This window comes from Spirosoma areae (assembly GCF_054781775.1).
On sequence record NZ_BAAGTT010000016.1, the window covers coordinates 497,577 to 515,946 of the forward strand.

The following is an 18,370-nucleotide window of genomic DNA, read 5'->3' on the forward strand; positions in this document are numbered from 1 at the left end:
CTTGACCAATGACTACTATGACTATTTCCGAACTGCGTATTTATCCCATCAAATCGCTCGGCGGCATTTCCGTATCTGAGGTGATTGTTGAAGAAAAAGGCTTCCGGCACGACCGGCGATTTATGCTTGTTTCGCCGGCGGGGGAATTTATGACGCAGCGAACCAATCACCACATGGCGCTGATCGACGTAGCCATTCAGCGGTCCGACGTTTCGGGTGAACGGCTGCATGTCCGGCATCGAAACAGGCCCGACGATGTGTTAGAGCTCCCGTTAGCCGTTGATGCGCCAACCGAAACAATGCTTGTCACTATTTGGGACAGTAAGGCCGTTCCGGCGCAGACCGTCAGTGCTGAAGCTGATCAATGGTTCACCAATGCCCTGGGCAAACCCTGCCGGTTGGTGTTTATGCCCGAAACTACCCACCGGGCGGTCGAACCGGCTTATGCCCGCGCTAATGATGCCGTTAGCTTTGCCGATGGGTATCCATATCTGCTGATTGGGCGAGCCTCACTTGACCATCTGAACCAGCGACTGGCCGAACCCATCACGATGCTTCGGTTTCGGCCAAATATTGTGGTGGACGGTAGTTTGCCAAACGAGGAGGATGCCTGGAACGTGTTCAAAATGGGCGACATCGATTTCTACGGCGTTAAGCCCTGTGCCCGTTGTGTGCTGACGACCATAAACCCCGAAACGGGGGCGAAAGGCAAAGAACCCCTACAAACGCTGGCAACCTATCGCCAATGGAAATCTAAAATACTGTTTGGCCAGAACGTGTTGGTTAAATCGACGGGCCAGCCGGTGTTAGGTACACTGCACGTGGGGCAGCCGGTCGAGGTAATCAGCCGCCAGGAACCGTGGCTTCCGCTGCCTGAACCGGTTTAATTAGTTTTGGTATACGTTCACCCCTACACTACATCCTTTGCTTACTTATCTGCGCCAGCTTTACTACCTGAGCATGCCCGTTGTCATTGGGGCTGTATTATCCAACCGGCTGGCCACCCGACTATCTGATGTTGACCCTGTGCATTGGGCTACGCCCGTTGTGCTGGGGTTGGTCGTATTCATTATCTACACCGTCGATCGGCTTCTTGATGTCGAGAAGTTTAAGGCTGATGCTACCAGCCAGCCCTTAACGGCCCGGCATCAGTTTCACCGCCAACATGCTCCGTTGCTGTGGCGGGTTGTGCTGGGGGCGGCTGGTCTGGCGCTCATTCTAACGTTTTTCCTGCCGGGCAGCGTTGTTCGGTTTGGTCTTGTGCTGGGTGGGATATGCGCTGCCTACGTAGCGGCTGTTTTCCGACTACCGGCCCGTCATCCGGCTTTATTGCTTAAAGAACCCCTTGTGGCAATGCTGTATGCGGCTGGTATCTGGGGAAGCGTGTGGGTGCAACGACCGGCAATAACCCGCATCGACAGTGCCGAATGCCTGATGTTTATGGGCATTGCGTTTCAGAATCTGCTTTTGTTTGCCGTGATGGAAAAACGCGAACTGCCGGGCGACGCTCCGACCGTTGCGAACCGGTCTGGTAAAACCTTGTTTTCGGTAGCAACCGAGTTGGGCGACGAACGCTGCGATACCACCCTGCGCTGGATCACATTCATTGTTGTGGCAACGGGTTTTGCGCTTTGCTTCCTGACGAGCGACCGCTTTGCACAGCGATCGGCGCTTATCCTCGCGCTGATGAGCCTGACGCTCTATGTAATTCAGCGGTATCCTGCTTATTTTCTCAAAGATGAACGCTATCGCTGGCTTGGCGATGGTGTGTTCTGGATGTCGGCGTTGGTGTTGTGAAGAGGTATGGGGCGGGGAGCACGGAAAAGCTTCCTCTATATTCTTGCTCCCCGCCCCATGCTATTTCACCGCCATCGACTTCTCTTTGATGGTTTCCTTCACATCGCGCCGGGTCAGAATATCGAGCAGGATTTCGGTCATGTACCTGCGTTTGTTGAACACAATATCATGCCGGTTTTCGGGCAATAAAAACTGTTTCATTCGCGCATTGACCAAATGATGCTGGGCAAATGACACATTTGCAGGATACACCAGATTGTCGCGCTGGCCGTGCAGCATCGTGATGTTGGCACGAATCTTGGGCCAGTCGGGCAGGATAGCTTCGAGGGCTTTCCGATGCGCTAATTTTTCGTCGTTTGCCAGCCGAAGCAGCGGAGCGACAACCCACCGGATAAGCGGGCTGTCGGCAAGATAGCTGATGGAATACGTTCGCTCCAGGCCTGGCCCCAGCGCGGATGAAACAAATACAACGTGGTTAATCCGACCGGGGTTGTTCATGGCCAACCGCGCCGATACCGACCCCCCATACGACGAGCCAACCACCATCAGATACGGCGCTTTCCGATACCGGTCAATCAGGGGCTGGAGCAATTCGGCCTGCCGAACAATGGACGTTTCGACCCGGCCAAAGTCAGAATATCCATAACCTGGCCTATCTACCGCTACCAGTTGGGCACGATTAAGCAGGGTAGTATCCTTGAAAAATTCCTTGAAAAACGATAGTGAACTCGGAGCGCCGTGAATAAATACGACAACGGGCCGTGTGGAGCCACCCGGACCAACCGGCGTTTCCAGAAACCGAATTGTGCGGGGAGGTTCGGCGGGTAACTTCCCGACAACGTGGTAATAATGCACCTTTGGGCGAATACGCTGGCTCTTAAATTCTTCGGCCAGTTCCTGGTCGGTTTGCCGGAAATCGATGAACCAGGCGACTATCAACAGGGCGGCTGTTAGTCCTGAAATTGCCAGTAAAATCCAGCAAATGGTGTGCAGAAAACGTTTCATAGTACCGTAGTGTGGGTATATAACTACAAAACCCGTGCTAAAAGTTTAAAGATGAATGCTGGTTCAAGTGTCTTCCTTAACTTAATCTGAATTGGAGCAATAAGTTTGGTGTGAGCAGGTAGTTTTATTAACTTTATCAAGAGAATTAGTTGACCGATTAAAAAACCATTAAGTGAATTGCAAGAATAGAGCCGTGACTGGAGGTGTTCTGCCATGATACGCATCAACGATTCCCGCCTGCGCTGGCTTGGCCCCGTTGGTCTGTTTGTGTTCGGTAATGTTTTTTTTCGGCTTTCTTTTTGGTTAGAGGCCCCTGTGCGTGCGCTCATTCACTCCGCACTGGTTGGGCTGGGAGCGGGGTTTTTGTTCTGGCAGCTCAATCGCTGGATTATTCTGTATTTACAGCGTCAGTTTCCGGGCCTCAAACGCACCCAGAAGCGGCTCTTCCTGTTACTGCTCCTGACTCCACTGCTGGTAAACGGAGCCGTTTTTTTTCGGTTCAGCCTGCATATCCTGCTGGGTTCGCGCCAGGCCTTGTGGCTTGGTCTTGTCGATTACGTTACTTCTTTAGGTATTCAATTGTTTTACCACGTCGTTTATTTCAGCCTTTACGAGGGCTGGTACGTGTTGAGCCAGTGGCGACAGACCTACTTAGAGAAAGAAGAACTCATAAAAATCCAGTGGCAAACCCGCTTTAATTCGCTGAAGAGTCAGGTTAACCCGCATTTTCTGTTTAACTCGCTCAATGCCCTTTCGGCCCTCATTGAAGAGTCGCCCGTGCAGGCCAGTCTGTTTGTCGATGAATTATCAACGATGTATCGCTATCTGCTCCAGGCCAATGATCGGGAATTGGTTTTGCTCAGCACGGAGTTGACGTTTATTGAGTCTTACGCGCATCTCCTGCAAACGCGGCATGGCACGGGGGTCAGCGTTCGAATGCGGGTAGCTGACGATCAGTTAGCCCGTTACCTGCCACCGCTAACGTTGCAACTGCTGGTCGAAAATGCGGTCAAGCACAACGTTGTTCTGGTCGACCATCCACTACTGATTGAGATTAGCACAACGGAAACGGGGCAATTGCAGGTGCGAAATAACCTTCAGCGTAAGAATGGGCGGATTGCCAGCAATGGGGTTGGTTTAGCCAATATTGCGGCCAAATACCGAATGCTGGCCCAAACCGACATCATTATCCGGGACGAAGACGAGCATTTTACGGTCTTGCTGCCTTTGCTTAACTAAGGGGGAGTGATAACGTTCTTTGCTCCAATCCATCCGGGCTGACGGTGCACGAAAATTACAATCCCGCCCAAGACCGCAGTAAAGCCGATACCAGCCATGTCCGGGTGTTTGGGAAGCCAGCCGGATTTGCAGTTCATCCCGCCGAATCAGCAGCGTACATATTCATCGTAATATTGCAATGAATTAATTTTCCTGTTACCTTTGTGGCATGGGGCTAACGAAAACCGAAATTTTCACCGACAGGCAAAACCGCATTGCGGATTTGGCCAAAGCCTTCGCGCATCCCGCACGGGTGGCCATTCTGCAACTGCTAATCGCCAGGAAAGCGTGTGTCTGTGGTGATCTGGTGGACGAATTGGATTTGGCCCAGGCGACGGTTTCCCAGCATTTGAAGGAGCTAAAACGCATTGGCATCATTCAGGGCGAAATTACCCCGCCCCGCGTTTGCTACTGCATCAACCCGCCCGTATGGGAGGAAGCCCAGCAAGCGTTTGGGGCCTTGCTGGAATCGTTCGCGGTTACGTCCTGCTGCTGACTCAGGACCGGGGGGCCGAAGCGACAGGTATTTTTTGTTCTTTTCAATCGTAATATTACAATAAATCAATGGAGAATCGAATGACCCAATCTGAGCCAATCACCTGGCAAGCGTTTAAAAATACGCTGATCCAGAATCCCGACAAATTTTTGCAATTCCAGTACGCCAGGGGCGAATTTGTTCATCCGTCGTTTCATATCACCGAAATCAAGCAAGCCCCCATCGTGTCGGTCGATTGCGGTGGCCAGATGAACAGCTGGACGGAAGTAATTGTGCAGCTCTGGGAGCCGCAAGCCAAAGAGGCCGACCGCTCCATGAAAGTGAGCAAGGCTCTTTCGATCATCAACCTGGTAGAAAAATCGTTGCCCCTAAATCCGGTGGCCACGGTCAAAATCGAGTTCGGTAATTCCAAATTCGACACCCGCCAAATGTATCCCGGCGAGCTAACGACCGAAGGCGACAGTTTCACGGTCAGCCTGACGCCTGATTACACGCAGTGTAAAGCCCTTTCCCGGTCGCAGAGTTGCGGCACAACCACTTCCGGCGAATCCTGCTGTGCCCCAGCCGCCGGGAAGGAAACGGCCAAACCCGTCTTGGAACTCATCGGAGCCCCGGCCCCGGCCTGCACTCCTGATTCCGGCTGCTGCTAATTGAATCCATCCCTGACAGACAAAATCCCCATGAAAACTATCTTAGTGCTTTGCACGGGCAATTCCGCCCGCTCCCAGATGGCCCACGGCTATTTGCAACATTTTGCCGATACGGCGGGCCGGGGCGAGAGCGCCCAGGTTTACAGCGCGGGCGTTGCTCCCCACGGGGTCAATCCGATGGCGATTCAGGTCATGGCCGAGGACGGAATAGATATTTCGCATCACACGTCTAACCACGCCGACGAATACACCAGCCTACCGCTCGATTATGTGATTACGGTTTGCGATAATGCCCGCGAACAATGCCCCTATTTTCCATCCACGGCCAAGAAAGTGCATCACAGCTTCACCGATCCATCCCATGCCCCCGGCGATGACAGGTTGGCGCAGTTTCGCGCGGTGCGTGACGAGATCAAAGCGTACAGCCAACAATTCATCGAGGAAAACGTAACGACGAGCCACGCCACCCATGCCTAAACTTTCGTTTCTCGATCGCTTCTTAACGCTATGGATTTTCCTGGCCATGCTGATCGGCGTGAGCATCGGGTATTTCTTCCCGCAGTCGCAAGGCTTCATCAATCAATTCAATTCCGGCTCGACTAATGTTCCATTGGCCATTGGCCTGGTGCTGATGATGTACCCACCGCTGGCTAAAGTGCGTTATGGCGAATTGCCGAAGGTGTTTGCCAACCCCAAAATATTGGGTTTGTCGCTGCTGCAAAACTGGATCATCGGCCCGCTGCTGATGTTCGGGCTTGCCGTGGTCTTTTTGCCTGACAAACCCGAATACATGACCGGCTTAATCATGATCGGCATTGCCCGCTGCATTGCCATGGTGATGGTCTGGAACGACCTGGCCAAAGGCGACCGGCTGTATGCTGCTGGCCTGGTGGCCTTCAACAGCATTTTTCAAGTGCTGTTCTATTCGGTCTATGCCTACGTTTTTATTACCGTGTTACCGCCCCTGTTCGGGCTGAAAGGCTATACCGTCAACATCACGATAGGTGAGGTGGCCAGGAGTGTTTTTATTTATCTGGGTGTGCCGTTTTTGGCCGGGTTGTTTTCCCGGATTATCCTAACGCGGGTGTTCAGCCGCCAATGGTACGAGGAGCGGTTTTTACCTTCCATCAGCCCAATAACGCTCGTTGCACTACTGTTTACCATCGTTGTAATGTTCAGCCTAAAAGGGCAGTTGATCGTTACTATCCCGCTCGATGTGGTACGCATTGCCATTCCGCTGACGATCTATTTTGCCATCATGTTCTTTTCAGCCTTTTACCTGTCCAAACGGGCAGGAGCGGATTACGCCAAATCCACGTCGCTGGCCTTCACCGCAGCGGGCAATAATTTCGAGCTGGGAATTGCAGTGGCCATCGCCGTTTTCGGCATCAATTCCGGAGCGGCTTTTGCTGCTGTCATCGGCCCCCTGATCGAAGTTCCTGCGTTGATTCTACTGGTCAATTTCGCGCTGAAACAAGAGAAGAAGTTTGTTCCCCATTATACAAAAGCCTTTCAAAAACACGCATGAAAATTGCCCTGTTTTCGGACATTCACGCCAATTTGCCCGCCCTCGATGCGGTGTTGGCCGACATCGACAGCCGACAGCCTGACGCGGTGTATTGTTTAGGTGATCTGGTCGGTTACAACATATGGCCCAATGAAGTCATCCGCACCATTCGGAAACGCGGCATTCCGACAATCGCCGGGAATTATGATTATGGTATCGGTCGCAGCTCGGAGGATTGCGGATGCGCCTACCGCGAAGAAGAAGAAAAAGCCAATGGCAAAGTATCCATTGCCTATACCAACAAGCATGTAGGCAATGACGAGCGGCAGTATTTGCGGACACTACCCACCCATATTCGGGTGGAATTTGAGTTGGGTAATGACGGCAGCGACCGACCGCCTGAACACCTTTGGCAGCAACAAACCCCGTTTACATTGCTGCTGGTGCATGGCAGCCCCCGGCGCGTGAACGAATACCTGTTCGAGGATCGGGGCGACCGCAGTTTGGGGCGCGTGATTGAGGGAGCCGGGGCCGATGTGCTTTGTTTCGGGCATACGCACAAACCCTTTCATAAAGTGGTCAGCGCGGAGCCGGAGGACGAAGCGACCTATTTCCGCCACGCCATCAATATCGGTTCGGTTGGCAAGCCAAAGGACGGTGATCCGAGGGCTGGTTATGTGCTGTTGAGTATTGACGAAACGGCCCGGCCTGGAGGGGCGCGGCCCGGTTCGCGCGAAGGGATTGCCGTGGAATTCGTGCGCGTCGCCTACGACGTAGAGAAAGCGGCCCAGGCCGTTGAGCAAAGCGAATTACCCGATGCTTATGCCCAGGCACTACGCATTGCCCGCTGATGAGTGATGAAAACCAGCCTGATTCTGGCAGGCATACTTTTTCCCAATCATTGCCCCGCTCAGGATGTTGATTGAAAGACGAGCCGTGTTTCAATCATTTGTTTGCAAATCAAATTTGGACGCTGCTGAGTGATGTTTAAATCGCCGGTATAGGCCCGAAACGAGAGTCCTATACCTATTATGTAACAGCATGCCCATTTTGGGTAAACCTTTCCTGGTCCTATTGCGCTCGTGTCGTGTCGGAGGGTGGGGCTGGGTCAATTTCGGGGGCTGTTGGTAAGAACGTAGAGTCGCCAACTACGTCCGGCGTATCGGTTGAATCGGATTCCTCCTCCGTTTCTTCCTCGCCCGAATAGCCGCAGTTCAGGTATTCTTTGGTGATGCCTTCTGCCTTCGGGAAAGGCCCCTGCAACGGTTTGAATTTCGGATCGGCATACACTTTCTCCAGAAAACGTCCGACTAAAGGCAGGGCCGTTTTGGCGCCTTCGCCCAGATCCGTTGAGCGGAAGTGAATGCTGCGGTCGTCGCCCCCAACCCAGGCCCCCACCACTAAGTTGTTCGACACACCTACAAACCAGCCATCGGAATTGTTCGATGTCGTACCGGTTTTGGCACCCATTTCGTTGCGATTTTTGAACAGATTGTATGACCACAGATTCTGCGACGTACCGCCCGACTCCTGCAACCCTCCCTGGAGCATATACCGCATGAGAAAAGCTGTCTCGGTACTAATAGCACGTTTGTGCTGGCTTGTAAAGGTTTCGATAACCGTGCCATCCCGGTCTTCGATGCGCTGAACAATAATGGGATCGGTTGTTTCGCCGTCATTGACAAAGGTGCAATAGGCCCCAACCAGTTCATACAACGACACATCCGACGAACCCAGCCCTATGGAAGGGACGGCCTCCAACCGGCTTTTTATGCCCATGCGATGTGCGTATTCAGCTACGCGCTCGGGCGTGACCCGGTCGGTTAGCTGGGCAGTTATGGAGTTCACCGAGCGCGCCATAGCCCGGCGCAGGGTCATGTGCGCGTAGGAGTAGTAACCAACCGAATTGCGGGGTTCCCAGATTTTATCTTCGCCATTTTCCCGGTATTCCTTTCGGAAGGGCCGGTCCTGAATCCGGTCGCAGGGGCTGAGATTGATAAGCGTGTCGTCGATAGCGGTCGTATACACGAACGGCTTGAAGGTTGACCCTGGCTGTCGTTTACCCTGTTTGACGTGGTCGTACTTAAAATAGTCGTAATCCAGGCCACCCACCCATGCCCGAATGTAGCCCGTGCGGGGGTCCATGGCCACCATACCCGCCTGTAAAAAATGCTTGTAATAGGCAATGGAGTCGTAGGGCGTCATCTCGGTCGAGTCGTAGCCGCGCTTATTGTTCCAGCTAAACACCCGCATCTTGTACTTCACATTTTTCATGTAGTACATGATCGAGTCAGGATACAGGGGCATAAACCGTTGGCTAAGGGTTTTGTACCGTTCCGTTCGCTGGGCCACCGAATCAATAAAACCCGGAAGTTCGTTGCCATCTTCGTCGGTCCAGGGGTTGCGCCCGCGCCAGTGGTTATCAAACGTTCGCTGCAACTGCTTCATTTTCTCGCTTGTGGCTGCTTCGGCATAAGTTTGCATCCGCGAGTCGATGGTCGTAATAATCCGCAGACCATCCCTATACAGGTCATAGCCATTCTCTTCGCCCCATTTTTTGACGTAGTCCTGCACGGCATTTTTGAGGTAACTGGCTGGCCCTGAATAGGGATTCTCAGGTGTGAATTCAGTGTCTAAGGGCAATCCGCTAATCGAGTCGGCCTGTGCCTTAGTCAGAAATTCGTACTTGGCCATTTGACCAATCACCACATTCCGGCGTTCGCGGGAACGTTGCGGGTTTTTGAGCGGATTATAGCTGGTTGTAGCTTTTTGCAGACCAACCAGCACAGCGCCTTCCTGCACATTCAGACTATCAGGGACTTTATTGAAGAAAATGCGGGCGGCTGTTTTTAACCCAAACGCATTGCTGCCGAAATCGACCGTATTGAAGTAGTAGGTAAGAATTTCGTTTTTTGAGAAATTCCGTTCCAGCTTAAGGGCCATCAACCACTCTTTCGACTTGTAGATGATTTTCCGAATGAATGGAATTCGGGAGAGCAGGCCCGAATCGGTCTTTCGGCGGGTTTTGAAGAGATTTTTGGCTAACTGCTGCGTGATGGTCGAGCCGCCCCCGTCGCGCCCAAGACTGATAACGGCCCGGCCAATGGCGCGCGGGTCAATACCCCTGTGATCATAAAAACGGGCATCTTCGGTAGCAATCAGGGCATTGATGAGCTGTTTTGGAATATTTTCGTATTTAATCGGGGTTCGGTTTTCGGCGTAAAACTTCCCGATCATCACGCCATCCTGTGAGTAAATCTCTGACGACTGGTTCAGCTTCGGATTTTTTAACTCCTCAACGCTGGGCATCGGCCCGGTGAGATACAGGAAGTTATAGTTCAGCATGAACACATAGAAGCCCAGCCCGAACAAGCCCCAGAGCAACACGGTAATGGTTTTTCGGAGATAAGGATAATACCAGGAATTGGGATCGATGTATTGATGAACAACCGAACGAAGGCGATTGCGGTAAGAGTGATACGTACTCGCCCACGAACTAACACGTTCTTCGCCAGCCAGCCGGTAAATGTGCCGGCCTACTCCGCGTCTGACACTACCTAACTGTTGCTGGCGTTGTCGAATTCGTCGTCGGAATGCACCAAACGCGTGCCGGACGGCGCGGAATCGCTCCCTGTATTGACTCATGCGTTATAATCAAAGAAGCCGAATACACCTGGCATGGCTCTGCCCGAAGGCCAGCAATGTATGCGGTTATAAAAACAGTAAAGCAAATTTATTGGGATAGATGTGGATAACCTACCGTGACCGATCCAGACCGGCGTCAAATATAACGTATTTTCAGCCGATGTTATATACAGAAACCGGGCTGTGTAAGCAGCCCGGCTGGTTCTGAGGAAATTAACTAACGTGTACTGCCCAAATAATGGATGGCAGCGATTGGCTGGCCCGCCCGAGTGATTACTGGTTAGTAAATAATTCGCAGACGCTGTCTCTCACTAACTTACTAACCAATACCGCTTACTTCTTCTCAAATGTCATGGCCACGCCATTCATGCAATAGCGGAGACCGGTAGGCTTGGGACCGTCGTTGAAAACGTGGCCTAAGTGCCCGCCACATACGCTGCAAAGTACTTCTGTACGAACCATACCGTAGGCTTTGTCGGAGTTTTCTTTAACCGCATTTTTGGTTAGTGGGGCGTAGAAACTCGGCCAGCCCGTTCCTGATTCAAACTTGGTCGTCGATGAGAATAGGGGATTGTGACAGCCCGCGCAGTGGAAAGTTCCCTGTTCATGGTTATCAACCAGGGGGCTGGTGCCAGCGCGTTCCGTACCGTGTTCGCGCAGGACAGCATACTGATCAGGTGTCAGAATTTTCTTCCACTCAGCATTGGTTTTAACAACGCGCCGGGGTGGGTCGTCGTGATTGGCAACCGTAGCCAGTTGATCGGAAGGGAGCGCGTTCCTGAACGCAACACCCAACACGCAGCAGGCTGATAAGATGAAAAGCAAGGTGAGTTTCATGAAAATTTAACAAGAAATTGAGTAAGTGCGTTCAGGCATTCACGGGCGACAAGGCCAGCAGGGTCGACAGGGTAGGAGTAGGGCTACCTCCCCGTTTTTCAACCGTTACCGCAAACGCATCGGCCTGACCAACAGGTCGGCTTAAACGCTGAAACAGGTGCGTAGAGCCGTTGGCATCGAACACACCGGCGTCTACGGGCTTGCCCCCCACCATTGACCAAAGCTGGTATTGCTGATTGGGCGGGAGCGTGGGCAACGACTTGATGTCTACACTGATTTGTTTGGTTATGGTGTTCCAGTAGACCAGCATATCGCCACTGGGGGCTTTCTCATTACCGCGCAACTGAATAACACGCATGCCGGCTCGCTGTAAGACAGCTAATCGCTGCTGGGCCTGCATCTGCCGGTCGCGCAGTTGGCGCACTTCGGACTGCAACGAACCGTTAACGGTTCGAACCGATGCCAGGGTCTTTTGATTTGTTCGTAATTGCGAAAGCAGATAGAATGAAAATAATAATACTAACAAGCCCATTGAGGCTGCAACAATCCAGGTAACACGAAATGTAGGTCCGGTTGTTACGGACGTTAGATCGACCGGCATTGGCCGAACAATAGTTTCCTGTTGTTTTGGTTCAAAGTCAAGTTGTTGAAGCAGCTTTTCTTTTACGGATGCTGGTGGTTCAACACTGTGTGTCAGGGCATAATTTTCCAGTGCTTCGGATAGCTGGTCAAGTTCGCGCCGTATGTCCGGATAAATAGACGACAGGCACTCGACCTCTCGCCGTTCCTGGTCGCTCACCGCACCCATGACGTAAGATTCCAAGATACCCGACGCTATGTATTCTGTGACATTCATGATTTAAATAATTGCTTTAGTTCCTGCAAGGCAGCCCGTACCCGGGTTTTTACCGTACCCAATGGCAGATTCAGTTTCTCGGCGGCTTCTTCGTGCGTGTAGCCACCAAAATACACCAAGTCAATAAGCTGCTTGCGTTCGGGTCTTAACTGATCCACAACCTCCTTAATACCGATGTGGTCTGGGTTGGGTTGCTCCGTGTTATGTTCCCGATCAACTATATGTACGTTCTCGTCGTCTGTTCGGATTGCAGCAAACGGTTGGGTCTTACGCGCCCGTAATGAATCAATAGCCGTATTCCGGGCGATATTGAGCATCCACGTAAATAAACGACCCTTGCTGGCATCGTAAGCCGATAAATTTTTCCAGATTTTGACGAAGATATCCTGTAATAAATCGGCCGCCTGCTCGTCATCGCGCACTATACGCAGAACAACCCCATACAGAGCCGGTGAATATTGATCGTAAAGCCATTGAAAAGCCTGCTGATCGCGCTGAGTTAGCTTTTCGATCAGGATACTTTCCGAAACTAATGAAGATTGGCGTTTCACGCAGACGGTGTTAAGTGAGCCAAATATAGACAGAATTTTAAAAAATGACCTGACAAAGCGAATGCCGAATTTATCATACAAGTCCGGATCGGCCTAATTATACCGACTGTATACATCTAAAGCTGTAGCTTATACCAACGCCTTACAGGCAAGCGCATGCGTATACAAGGCTGCTTTTTGCCAGGCGGCCATTCCCTTACCTTAATACCAATTTAGGCAACGTGAGCTGGTTTTCTACTTACCGAAACGAATTGACCCCCATTTTGGGCATTAGTACGGTATCGAGGCCATAGACCATACCATTCATCTGACGATTATCGGTTGCCTCTACCGAAACTGTGCCGCCTTGCTCATCGGTGAGTTGTATACGTCCATTTGGGTCAAGCTGGAGGGTCAGCATACTACCCGATAACGTTTTCACCTGCGTTTTCCCGTTCCCGTCTTTAATTTGCTTCGTTAACTGGTCGGCACTCAGCGAGCCACTCACAACATGGTAGGACAGCAATTGCTTCAGCGATTCCCGATTTCGTCCTTCCAGTAGCCCCGCTTGTGTGGCAGCCGGTAACTTTTTGAACGCGCTATTGGTGGGGGCAAAGAGCGTATAAGGCCCGGTGCCTTTCAGTGTTTCGTGCAGGTCGGCTGCCTGAAGGGCGTTTTGCAGGGTTGTGTAGTTGGGCGATGAGGCTATAAAATCGCCAACACTGGTATTACGAACCGTGCTGCCTGCTGTCACGGCGGGAGTTTCGGTCATTTTAGCCCCCGATACGGCGGCTCCCGACCCTGCGTTGGCATTAGTTGCGCCTGTGTTGGGCGCATATCCGCTTCCGCTACTGCCTGAAGAACTTCGGGCAGCACTGTTATTCTGCCCATTACTTACCTGCTCACCTGGATTGGGTGGCGTAGCCGGTGTGGCGGCTGGTGCTGGTGTCGTTGCCGTATTGGGGTTGCTTCCCGCGCCGGTAGGCGCGTTCGTTGCGTTGTTGCTATTATAATTTGTCGAATTGCTGTTATTTATGGCTGTACCGTTGCTCGATGAGCTTTGCCGATAGCGGGCATCCTGTGTAGAGGTATTGGTCGTACTGCCCGCATTCGCTTTTGAATTCTGATTAGTCATCTTCCGGTTTTGTCTCATAACCCGTCGTTGCGCCCGCGACAGTTTGGCGGGCATCGAATCGGGGGCAACGGCTCCCTGTGGATAGGTTATGGAGGTCGACGTTCCGGTGGGCGTTGTTTGCGCCCAGTTTGTTGTCGTGACCAGTGCGATTCCTATCGCAGCAAGGCCAAGTGTTTTCCAGATTTTCATAACGCTGTTTCTTTCGTTGAGGGTTCTTAATTATCCTGATTTAACCGCTTGTAGCTTAAAAAGTTTAGGGCGGAATAGGCATTGTTTGCCCGAGGCCGGTAGATTTGTCCCATCAGTCAACAAACCACAACCGTGTTATGCAGTCGATTCTTCCATTGCCTACTCAACCCGTTAAGCCCGGAACCAGCACCGGCCAGCAGTTCTGGCAGTCAACAGACAAAACCCTCGATTCGTACTCTCCCGCCGATGGGCAACTGATTGCCCGTGTTCACACCTCGACCCGCACCGACTATGACCGCGTTATTGACACGGCGCAGGCCGCTTTTGCCGAGTGGCGCTTAGTGCCCGCTCCGCGCCGGGGCGAAATTGTCCGGCAGATGGGCGAGCAGTTCCGACGCTACAAACGCGAATTGGGGACGCTCGTCAGCTACGAAATGGGCAAGTCGCTCCAGGAAGGGCTGGGCGAAGTGCAGGAAATCATCGACATCTGCGATTTTGCCGTCGGGCAGTCGCGTCAACTCTATGGCCTTTCGATGCACTCCGAGCGGCCCGCCCACCGCATGATGGAACAGTGGCACCCACTGGGCATCGTTGGCATTATTTCGGCGTTCAACTTTCCGGTGGCGGTATGGTCCTGGAACGCCATGATTGCCTGGGTGTGTGGCGACGTGTGCATTTGGAAACCTTCCGAAAAAACACCACTGACGGCCTTAGCCTGTCAGCAAATCATTGGCGAGGTGTTGCGTAACAACGATGTTCCTGAGGGCGTGTCGTGCCTGATTACCGGTGGGCGCGATGCTGGCGAGTGGCTGGCCCGCGATCCGCGTGTGGCCTTAGTGTCGGCCACGGGAAGCACCCGCATGGGCAAAGCCGTTGCCGAAGCCGTTGCTGGGCGGCTGGGGCGGAGCCTGCTCGAACTGGGCGGCAACAACGCCATCATCGTTTCGGACCACGCCGACCTCGACCTGGCCATACCGGCTATTGTGTTCGGGGCGGTTGGCACGGCGGGGCAACGCTGCACCTCTACCCGCCGGATCATTGTGCAGGAAAGCATTTACGACGACGTGAAAGGGCGACTTAAGCATGCCTACGCACAACTCCGCATCGGCAACCCGCTCGACGAGTCGTTCCATGTGGGGCCGGTCATCGATCAGGCCGCCGTAAACGGGTATCAGGCCGCCGTTCGGGAAATACGGGAGCAGGGCGGGCAGTTTGTCGTTGAGCCAGGTCTTGTTGAGGGGCCTGGATTTGAGTCGGGCTGTTACGTTCGTCCGTGCATTGCCGAAGCTAAAAATGAATGGCCGGTCGTGCAGCGCGAAACGTTTGCGCCGATTCTGTATCTGCTTAAATACAGTACGTTAGAGGACGCCATTAGCCAGCAAAATAGTGTGCCGCAGGGCCTGTCGTCGGCTATTTTCACCCTGAACCTGCGCGAAGCCGAACGGTTTCTGTCGGTGGCCGGGTCCGATTGCGGCATTGCCAACGTTAACATTGGCACGTCGGGGGCGGAGATTGGCGGGGCGTTTGGGGGCGAGAAAGAAACGGGTGGGGGCCGCGAATCGGGCTCCGATGCCTGGAAAGCCTACATGCGCCGACAAACAAACACCTTGAATTACGGAACCACAATGCCCCTGGCACAGGGCATTACGTTCGAGTTGTGAGCGTAGTGGCGTGCGTGGAGGGGGAGATGCGTGCAGCCGTACATTCTGCCCTTACTTCACTATTCCACGCACGTCCTGACAAACATGAGGAGTTTGCGGGGGCCGTTCACTTTATTGAATTCATGCCAATCCTACGACTATGCTACCGACACGCTCCCTGTTAATTACCTTTCTATGTCTGGCTTACACAGTTACGCTGGCGCAACAACTGAACACCTTATCGGCTCAGGAAAAAAAAGAAGGCTGGAAACTGCTGTTCAACGGGCAGAATACAGCAGGCTGGCACACCTATGGCGGCAAAAGCGTTGGGGCGTCCTGGCAAATTGATAATGGTGCCCTGAACCTACACGTCCCCAATCGAATTGGCAATAAAGCCCCCAACGGTGGCGACTTAGTGACCGATGCGGTCTTCCCTGGCGATTTTGAGTTCAAAGCTGAATGGAAGGTGGAGCGATTTACCAACAGTGGTATCTTCTTTTTTGTACAGGAAGACCCGGCCTATAAAAATATATACGACACAGGTTTGGAACTTCAGGTGCTGGACGACGCCATCTATGAAGGGGCCGACGAAAACAAACACCGGGCGGGCGATTTTTTCAGTGTTGCCAATGCCCGCGTCCGGGAGATTCAGCCGGTGGGCGGCTGGAACAAAGTCCACTTTATTCTGAAGAAAAACAAGCTGACCGTATTGCTGAACGGCTTCAGCATTCAGGAGCACGACCTGACCGGCGCCGACTGGAAACAACGACTCGCCAACAGTAAACTCAACAACGCGCCCATCAGCAAAGGCCGACTCGCTGGCCGAATTGGCCTGCAGGACTGGGGCAGCAGCGTCTGGTTCCGGAACGTTAAGATCCGTTCGTTGTAATTGGATGGACTGGGCGCGTGACGCGTACTTCTTATTGACTCACTCCGCTACGCCAATCACTGCACGGAAAGCCATATCGACCGTTTAGTCATTTCATTTGGAAGTATTACCACTAAACCATTCCTTTATTCCTAAGCCAATTCCACAGGCGTAATTGAGGCATTTGGGGAGCCATAAACCGTTGGTAATCTACGAACTCTGGTGCTGCGGTGTTACGTACAATGATTTGTTGGGTGAACCGACCAAGTATAAAAAAAGCGTGAGTGCCGGGCTTCGTGCGACAACTTGAACGCCCCTGATAGGAAAGCTTTTAGGCTTCCATTTCCAGCTTTGGGCTGACAGGGCGAAGGCCCCGACAGTCGGGCTTTGACAGGTGAGCCAGCTTCCTTGCGACACCAGAATCGCCCCGCTTAGGCCGGTTGGGCAAAGCGAATGAAGTGCGTTGTTGAGCTTCGCGCTCGCCATAGAAATCGGATTCGTGCGTCGTGTCCGCTCCGCGTGGGCAGGTCACCGCTGACAAGATGCTCGCCGGTAAAGAAGCTTTTCAGCCCAACCAAACAAGGGTGAAAAGGTCGAAACGACCTCACCAATAGTAGCTATCCTGCTCCTCCATCAGCCCTTGTTGGCGTTGGGTGTTCCATATAAGCAGTGCTTGTTCGGCAGCGTTCCGGCGACAGGTTGCAGGCCGCAGAGGTCAGGTTTTCGGCTTGTATTTCCGGGTTTCGGTCGACAAGCCGAACGCCCCGGTTGGGCAGGTTTAGGCTTCAAATTCGGGGTCTTGGCGACAGGCCAACCGCCTGACTGGAACAGATTGAGGTTTGCCAGTCAGCCCTCCCCCGACAGCGCAAACGCCCCGATTTGGCAGGTTGAGCAAACGAGTTTAAGCTGAAGTCTTCAAAGAAAAAAACGTTTTCAAATTCACTTTGTTTTTCAAAGTACTTTGATTTTATTTGCACTTGATAATGGGGATGCCGAAAACCGAATAGAGTAGGCATTAAATCCAAATCAAAATGTCGAATAAACTTGAGCAATATTATTATGAAGCAAAGAGGAACAAATGGTATGGCTACTTTGCCGTTTTTTGCCGTTTGATCTTGGCTGTTGCATGGATAATTTCAGGATTAGTAAAAATTAAAGGAGAACGCTTTGCTGCCGGCCTATCTCATAATCATCCATTAGGACAATATTTTGATGCCTTACTCAATACTGGATACTATTATACATTTATTGGGATTGGACAGGTAATAGTTGCTCTCTTATTACTCATTCCAAGAACTGCACTACTCGGTGCCATTAGCAGTTTCCCCATTATACTGAACATTTGCGTACTGACATATGCTGTTCGGTTTGAAGGCACTCGTGGCGCAACATTTATGCTATTAGCCAATTTATTTTTATTGTGTTGGGACTACAACCGACTTAAATCTATTCTACCTTTCAAGCAAGTTCAAATGGATGCTAACTCGGCCAATGAAAAACAAATGAATAACAAATTTCCATTCATGTTTTTTGGAGGTGTAGTGGCTACTCTTGCAACTGTTGTATTTTTAAACAATGTCATTTATGACATTCGACCTGGCAATGAACCAGCGGAATGCTGGAATGGATGTCCTGGAAATAGTAATCCAAAGGCTTGCGAAGAATTTTGTGATTGTATTCATAACAAAGGCAAACCGCTTGACCAATGTTTAGAAGTGTATAACAAGGCAAAAGAAAGTTTAAAAACTGATAGTTTGAGTACAAAAAACGATAAATGAAACCTGCCACCAACATAGTATTTATAAAAAAGGGGCGGATGGAAGTGACTGAATATCGTTGTTCGCTCCGCGTGGGCGGGTTGCGGGCGACAGGTTGCCCGCCCCCGAAGGCAGGCGTTCAGCCCAACGCAGGTGAGGGTGTAAAGGTTGGAGGTACTC

18 protein-coding genes are annotated in these 18,370 nt (G+C 52.1%); 11 read left to right on the top strand and 7 right to left on the bottom strand.

Going from position 1 to position 18,370, the window contains the following annotated elements:
• Positions 1 to 17 precede the first annotated feature (17 nt).
• Positions 18 to 887 (top strand): MOSC domain-containing protein, encoded by an 870-nt coding sequence (locus ACYVI1_RS08205; protein WP_460908687.1) that lies wholly within the window; start codon positions 18 to 20, stop codon positions 885 to 887.
• A 37-nt stretch (positions 888 to 924) separates the two neighbouring features.
• Complete coding sequence (locus ACYVI1_RS08210; protein ID WP_460908690.1) at positions 925 to 1,797, top strand: UbiA prenyltransferase family protein; 873 nt, start codon at positions 925 to 927, stop codon at positions 1,795 to 1,797.
• A 60-nt stretch (positions 1,798 to 1,857) separates the two neighbouring features.
• Here ACYVI1_RS08210 and ACYVI1_RS08215 read toward each other — a convergent pair whose 3' ends face one another.
• Positions 1,858 to 2,802, bottom strand: a complete 945-nt coding sequence (locus tag ACYVI1_RS08215) for an alpha/beta fold hydrolase (protein ID WP_460908692.1) — start codon at positions 2,800 to 2,802, stop codon at positions 1,858 to 1,860.
• Between the two features lie 213 nt (positions 2,803 to 3,015).
• Here ACYVI1_RS08215 and ACYVI1_RS08220 point away from each other — a divergent pair, with 213 nt between their 5' ends.
• The 6 genes from ACYVI1_RS08220 (at position 3,016) to ACYVI1_RS08245 (ending at position 7,584) form a co-directional block, all read left to right on the top strand.
• Positions 3,016 to 4,041, top strand: a complete 1,026-nt coding sequence (locus tag ACYVI1_RS08220) for a sensor histidine kinase (protein ID WP_460908694.1) — start codon at positions 3,016 to 3,018, stop codon at positions 4,039 to 4,041.
• A 208-nt stretch (positions 4,042 to 4,249) separates the two neighbouring features.
• Positions 4,250 to 4,576 (top strand): ArsR/SmtB family transcription factor, encoded by a 327-nt coding sequence (locus tag ACYVI1_RS08225; RefSeq protein WP_460908696.1) that lies wholly within the window; start codon positions 4,250 to 4,252, stop codon positions 4,574 to 4,576.
• 68 nt (positions 4,577 to 4,644) lie between these two features.
• Positions 4,645 to 5,226, top strand: coding sequence for a DUF6428 family protein (locus tag ACYVI1_RS08230; protein ID WP_460908698.1), 582 nt, complete (start codon positions 4,645 to 4,647; stop codon positions 5,224 to 5,226).
• Between the two features lie 30 nt (positions 5,227 to 5,256).
• Entirely contained in the window at positions 5,257 to 5,703 is a 447-nt protein-coding gene (locus ACYVI1_RS08235) for an arsenate reductase ArsC (protein ID WP_460908700.1), read from the top strand.
• Positions 5,696 to 6,754 carry an ACR3 family arsenite efflux transporter gene (arsB, locus tag ACYVI1_RS08240; protein WP_460908703.1) on the top strand — a complete coding sequence of 353 codons (1,059 nt, stop codon included), beginning with the start codon at positions 5,696 to 5,698 and terminating at the stop codon, positions 6,752 to 6,754. The genes ACYVI1_RS08235 and arsB overlap by 8 nt, the downstream gene beginning before the upstream one ends.
• Positions 6,751 to 7,584: a metallophosphoesterase family protein gene (locus ACYVI1_RS08245; RefSeq protein WP_460908705.1), complete on the top strand. Its 834-nt coding sequence runs from the start codon at positions 6,751 to 6,753 to the stop codon at positions 7,582 to 7,584. Before arsB ends, ACYVI1_RS08245 begins: the two co-directional genes overlap by 4 nt.
• Positions 7,585 to 7,804: 220 nt before the next feature.
• Here ACYVI1_RS08245 and ACYVI1_RS08250 read toward each other — a convergent pair whose 3' ends face one another.
• The 5 genes from ACYVI1_RS08250 to ACYVI1_RS08270 all read right to left on the bottom strand — a co-directional run bounded on the left by ACYVI1_RS08250 (position 7,805) and on the right by ACYVI1_RS08270 (position 13,925).
• Complete coding sequence (locus ACYVI1_RS08250; RefSeq protein ID WP_460908708.1) at positions 7,805 to 10,378, bottom strand: penicillin-binding protein 1A; 2,574 nt, start codon at positions 10,376 to 10,378, stop codon at positions 7,805 to 7,807.
• Positions 10,379 to 10,711: 333 nt separating this feature from the next.
• Complete coding sequence (gene msrB / locus ACYVI1_RS08255; protein ID WP_460908710.1) at positions 10,712 to 11,215, bottom strand: peptide-methionine (R)-S-oxide reductase MsrB; 504 nt, start codon at positions 11,213 to 11,215, stop codon at positions 10,712 to 10,714.
• Positions 11,216 to 11,246: 31 nt separating this feature from the next.
• Complete coding sequence (locus ACYVI1_RS08260; RefSeq protein WP_460908712.1) at positions 11,247 to 12,071, bottom strand: anti-sigma factor; 825 nt, start codon at positions 12,069 to 12,071, stop codon at positions 11,247 to 11,249.
• Complete coding sequence (locus tag ACYVI1_RS08265) at positions 12,068 to 12,622, bottom strand: RNA polymerase sigma factor (protein WP_460908714.1); 555 nt, start codon at positions 12,620 to 12,622, stop codon at positions 12,068 to 12,070. The genes ACYVI1_RS08260 and ACYVI1_RS08265 overlap by 4 nt, the downstream gene beginning before the upstream one ends.
• A gap of 238 nt (positions 12,623 to 12,860) precedes the next feature.
• Entirely contained in the window at positions 12,861 to 13,925 is a 1,065-nt protein-coding gene (locus ACYVI1_RS08270; protein WP_460908716.1) for a fasciclin domain-containing protein, read from the bottom strand.
• 137 nt (positions 13,926 to 14,062) lie between these two features.
• Here ACYVI1_RS08270 and amaB point away from each other — a divergent pair, with 137 nt between their 5' ends.
• Together amaB and ACYVI1_RS08280 are read left to right on the top strand one after the other, a co-directional pair.
• A complete protein-coding gene (gene amaB / locus ACYVI1_RS08275; RefSeq protein WP_460908718.1) occupies positions 14,063 to 15,586 on the top strand; it encodes an L-piperidine-6-carboxylate dehydrogenase in 1,524 nt (507 codons plus the stop codon).
• Between the two features lie 139 nt (positions 15,587 to 15,725).
• A complete protein-coding gene (locus tag ACYVI1_RS08280; RefSeq protein ID WP_460908720.1) occupies positions 15,726 to 16,454 on the top strand; it encodes a 3-keto-disaccharide hydrolase in 729 nt (242 codons plus the stop codon).
• A gap of 310 nt (positions 16,455 to 16,764) precedes the next feature.
• Here ACYVI1_RS08280 and ACYVI1_RS08285 read toward each other — a convergent pair whose 3' ends face one another.
• A complete protein-coding gene (locus tag ACYVI1_RS08285) occupies positions 16,765 to 16,974 on the bottom strand; it encodes a hypothetical protein (protein ID WP_460908722.1) in 210 nt (69 codons plus the stop codon).
• 490 nt (positions 16,975 to 17,464) lie between these two features.
• On the opposite strand from ACYVI1_RS08285, the gene ACYVI1_RS08290 reads away from it, so the two are divergent.
• The gene (locus tag ACYVI1_RS08290) at positions 17,465 to 18,211 is read left to right on the top strand and encodes a DoxX family protein (protein WP_460908725.1); all 747 of its coding nucleotides are present in this window, start codon (positions 17,465 to 17,467) and stop codon (positions 18,209 to 18,211) included.
• The last annotated feature ends 159 nt before the right edge of the window (positions 18,212 to 18,370 follow it).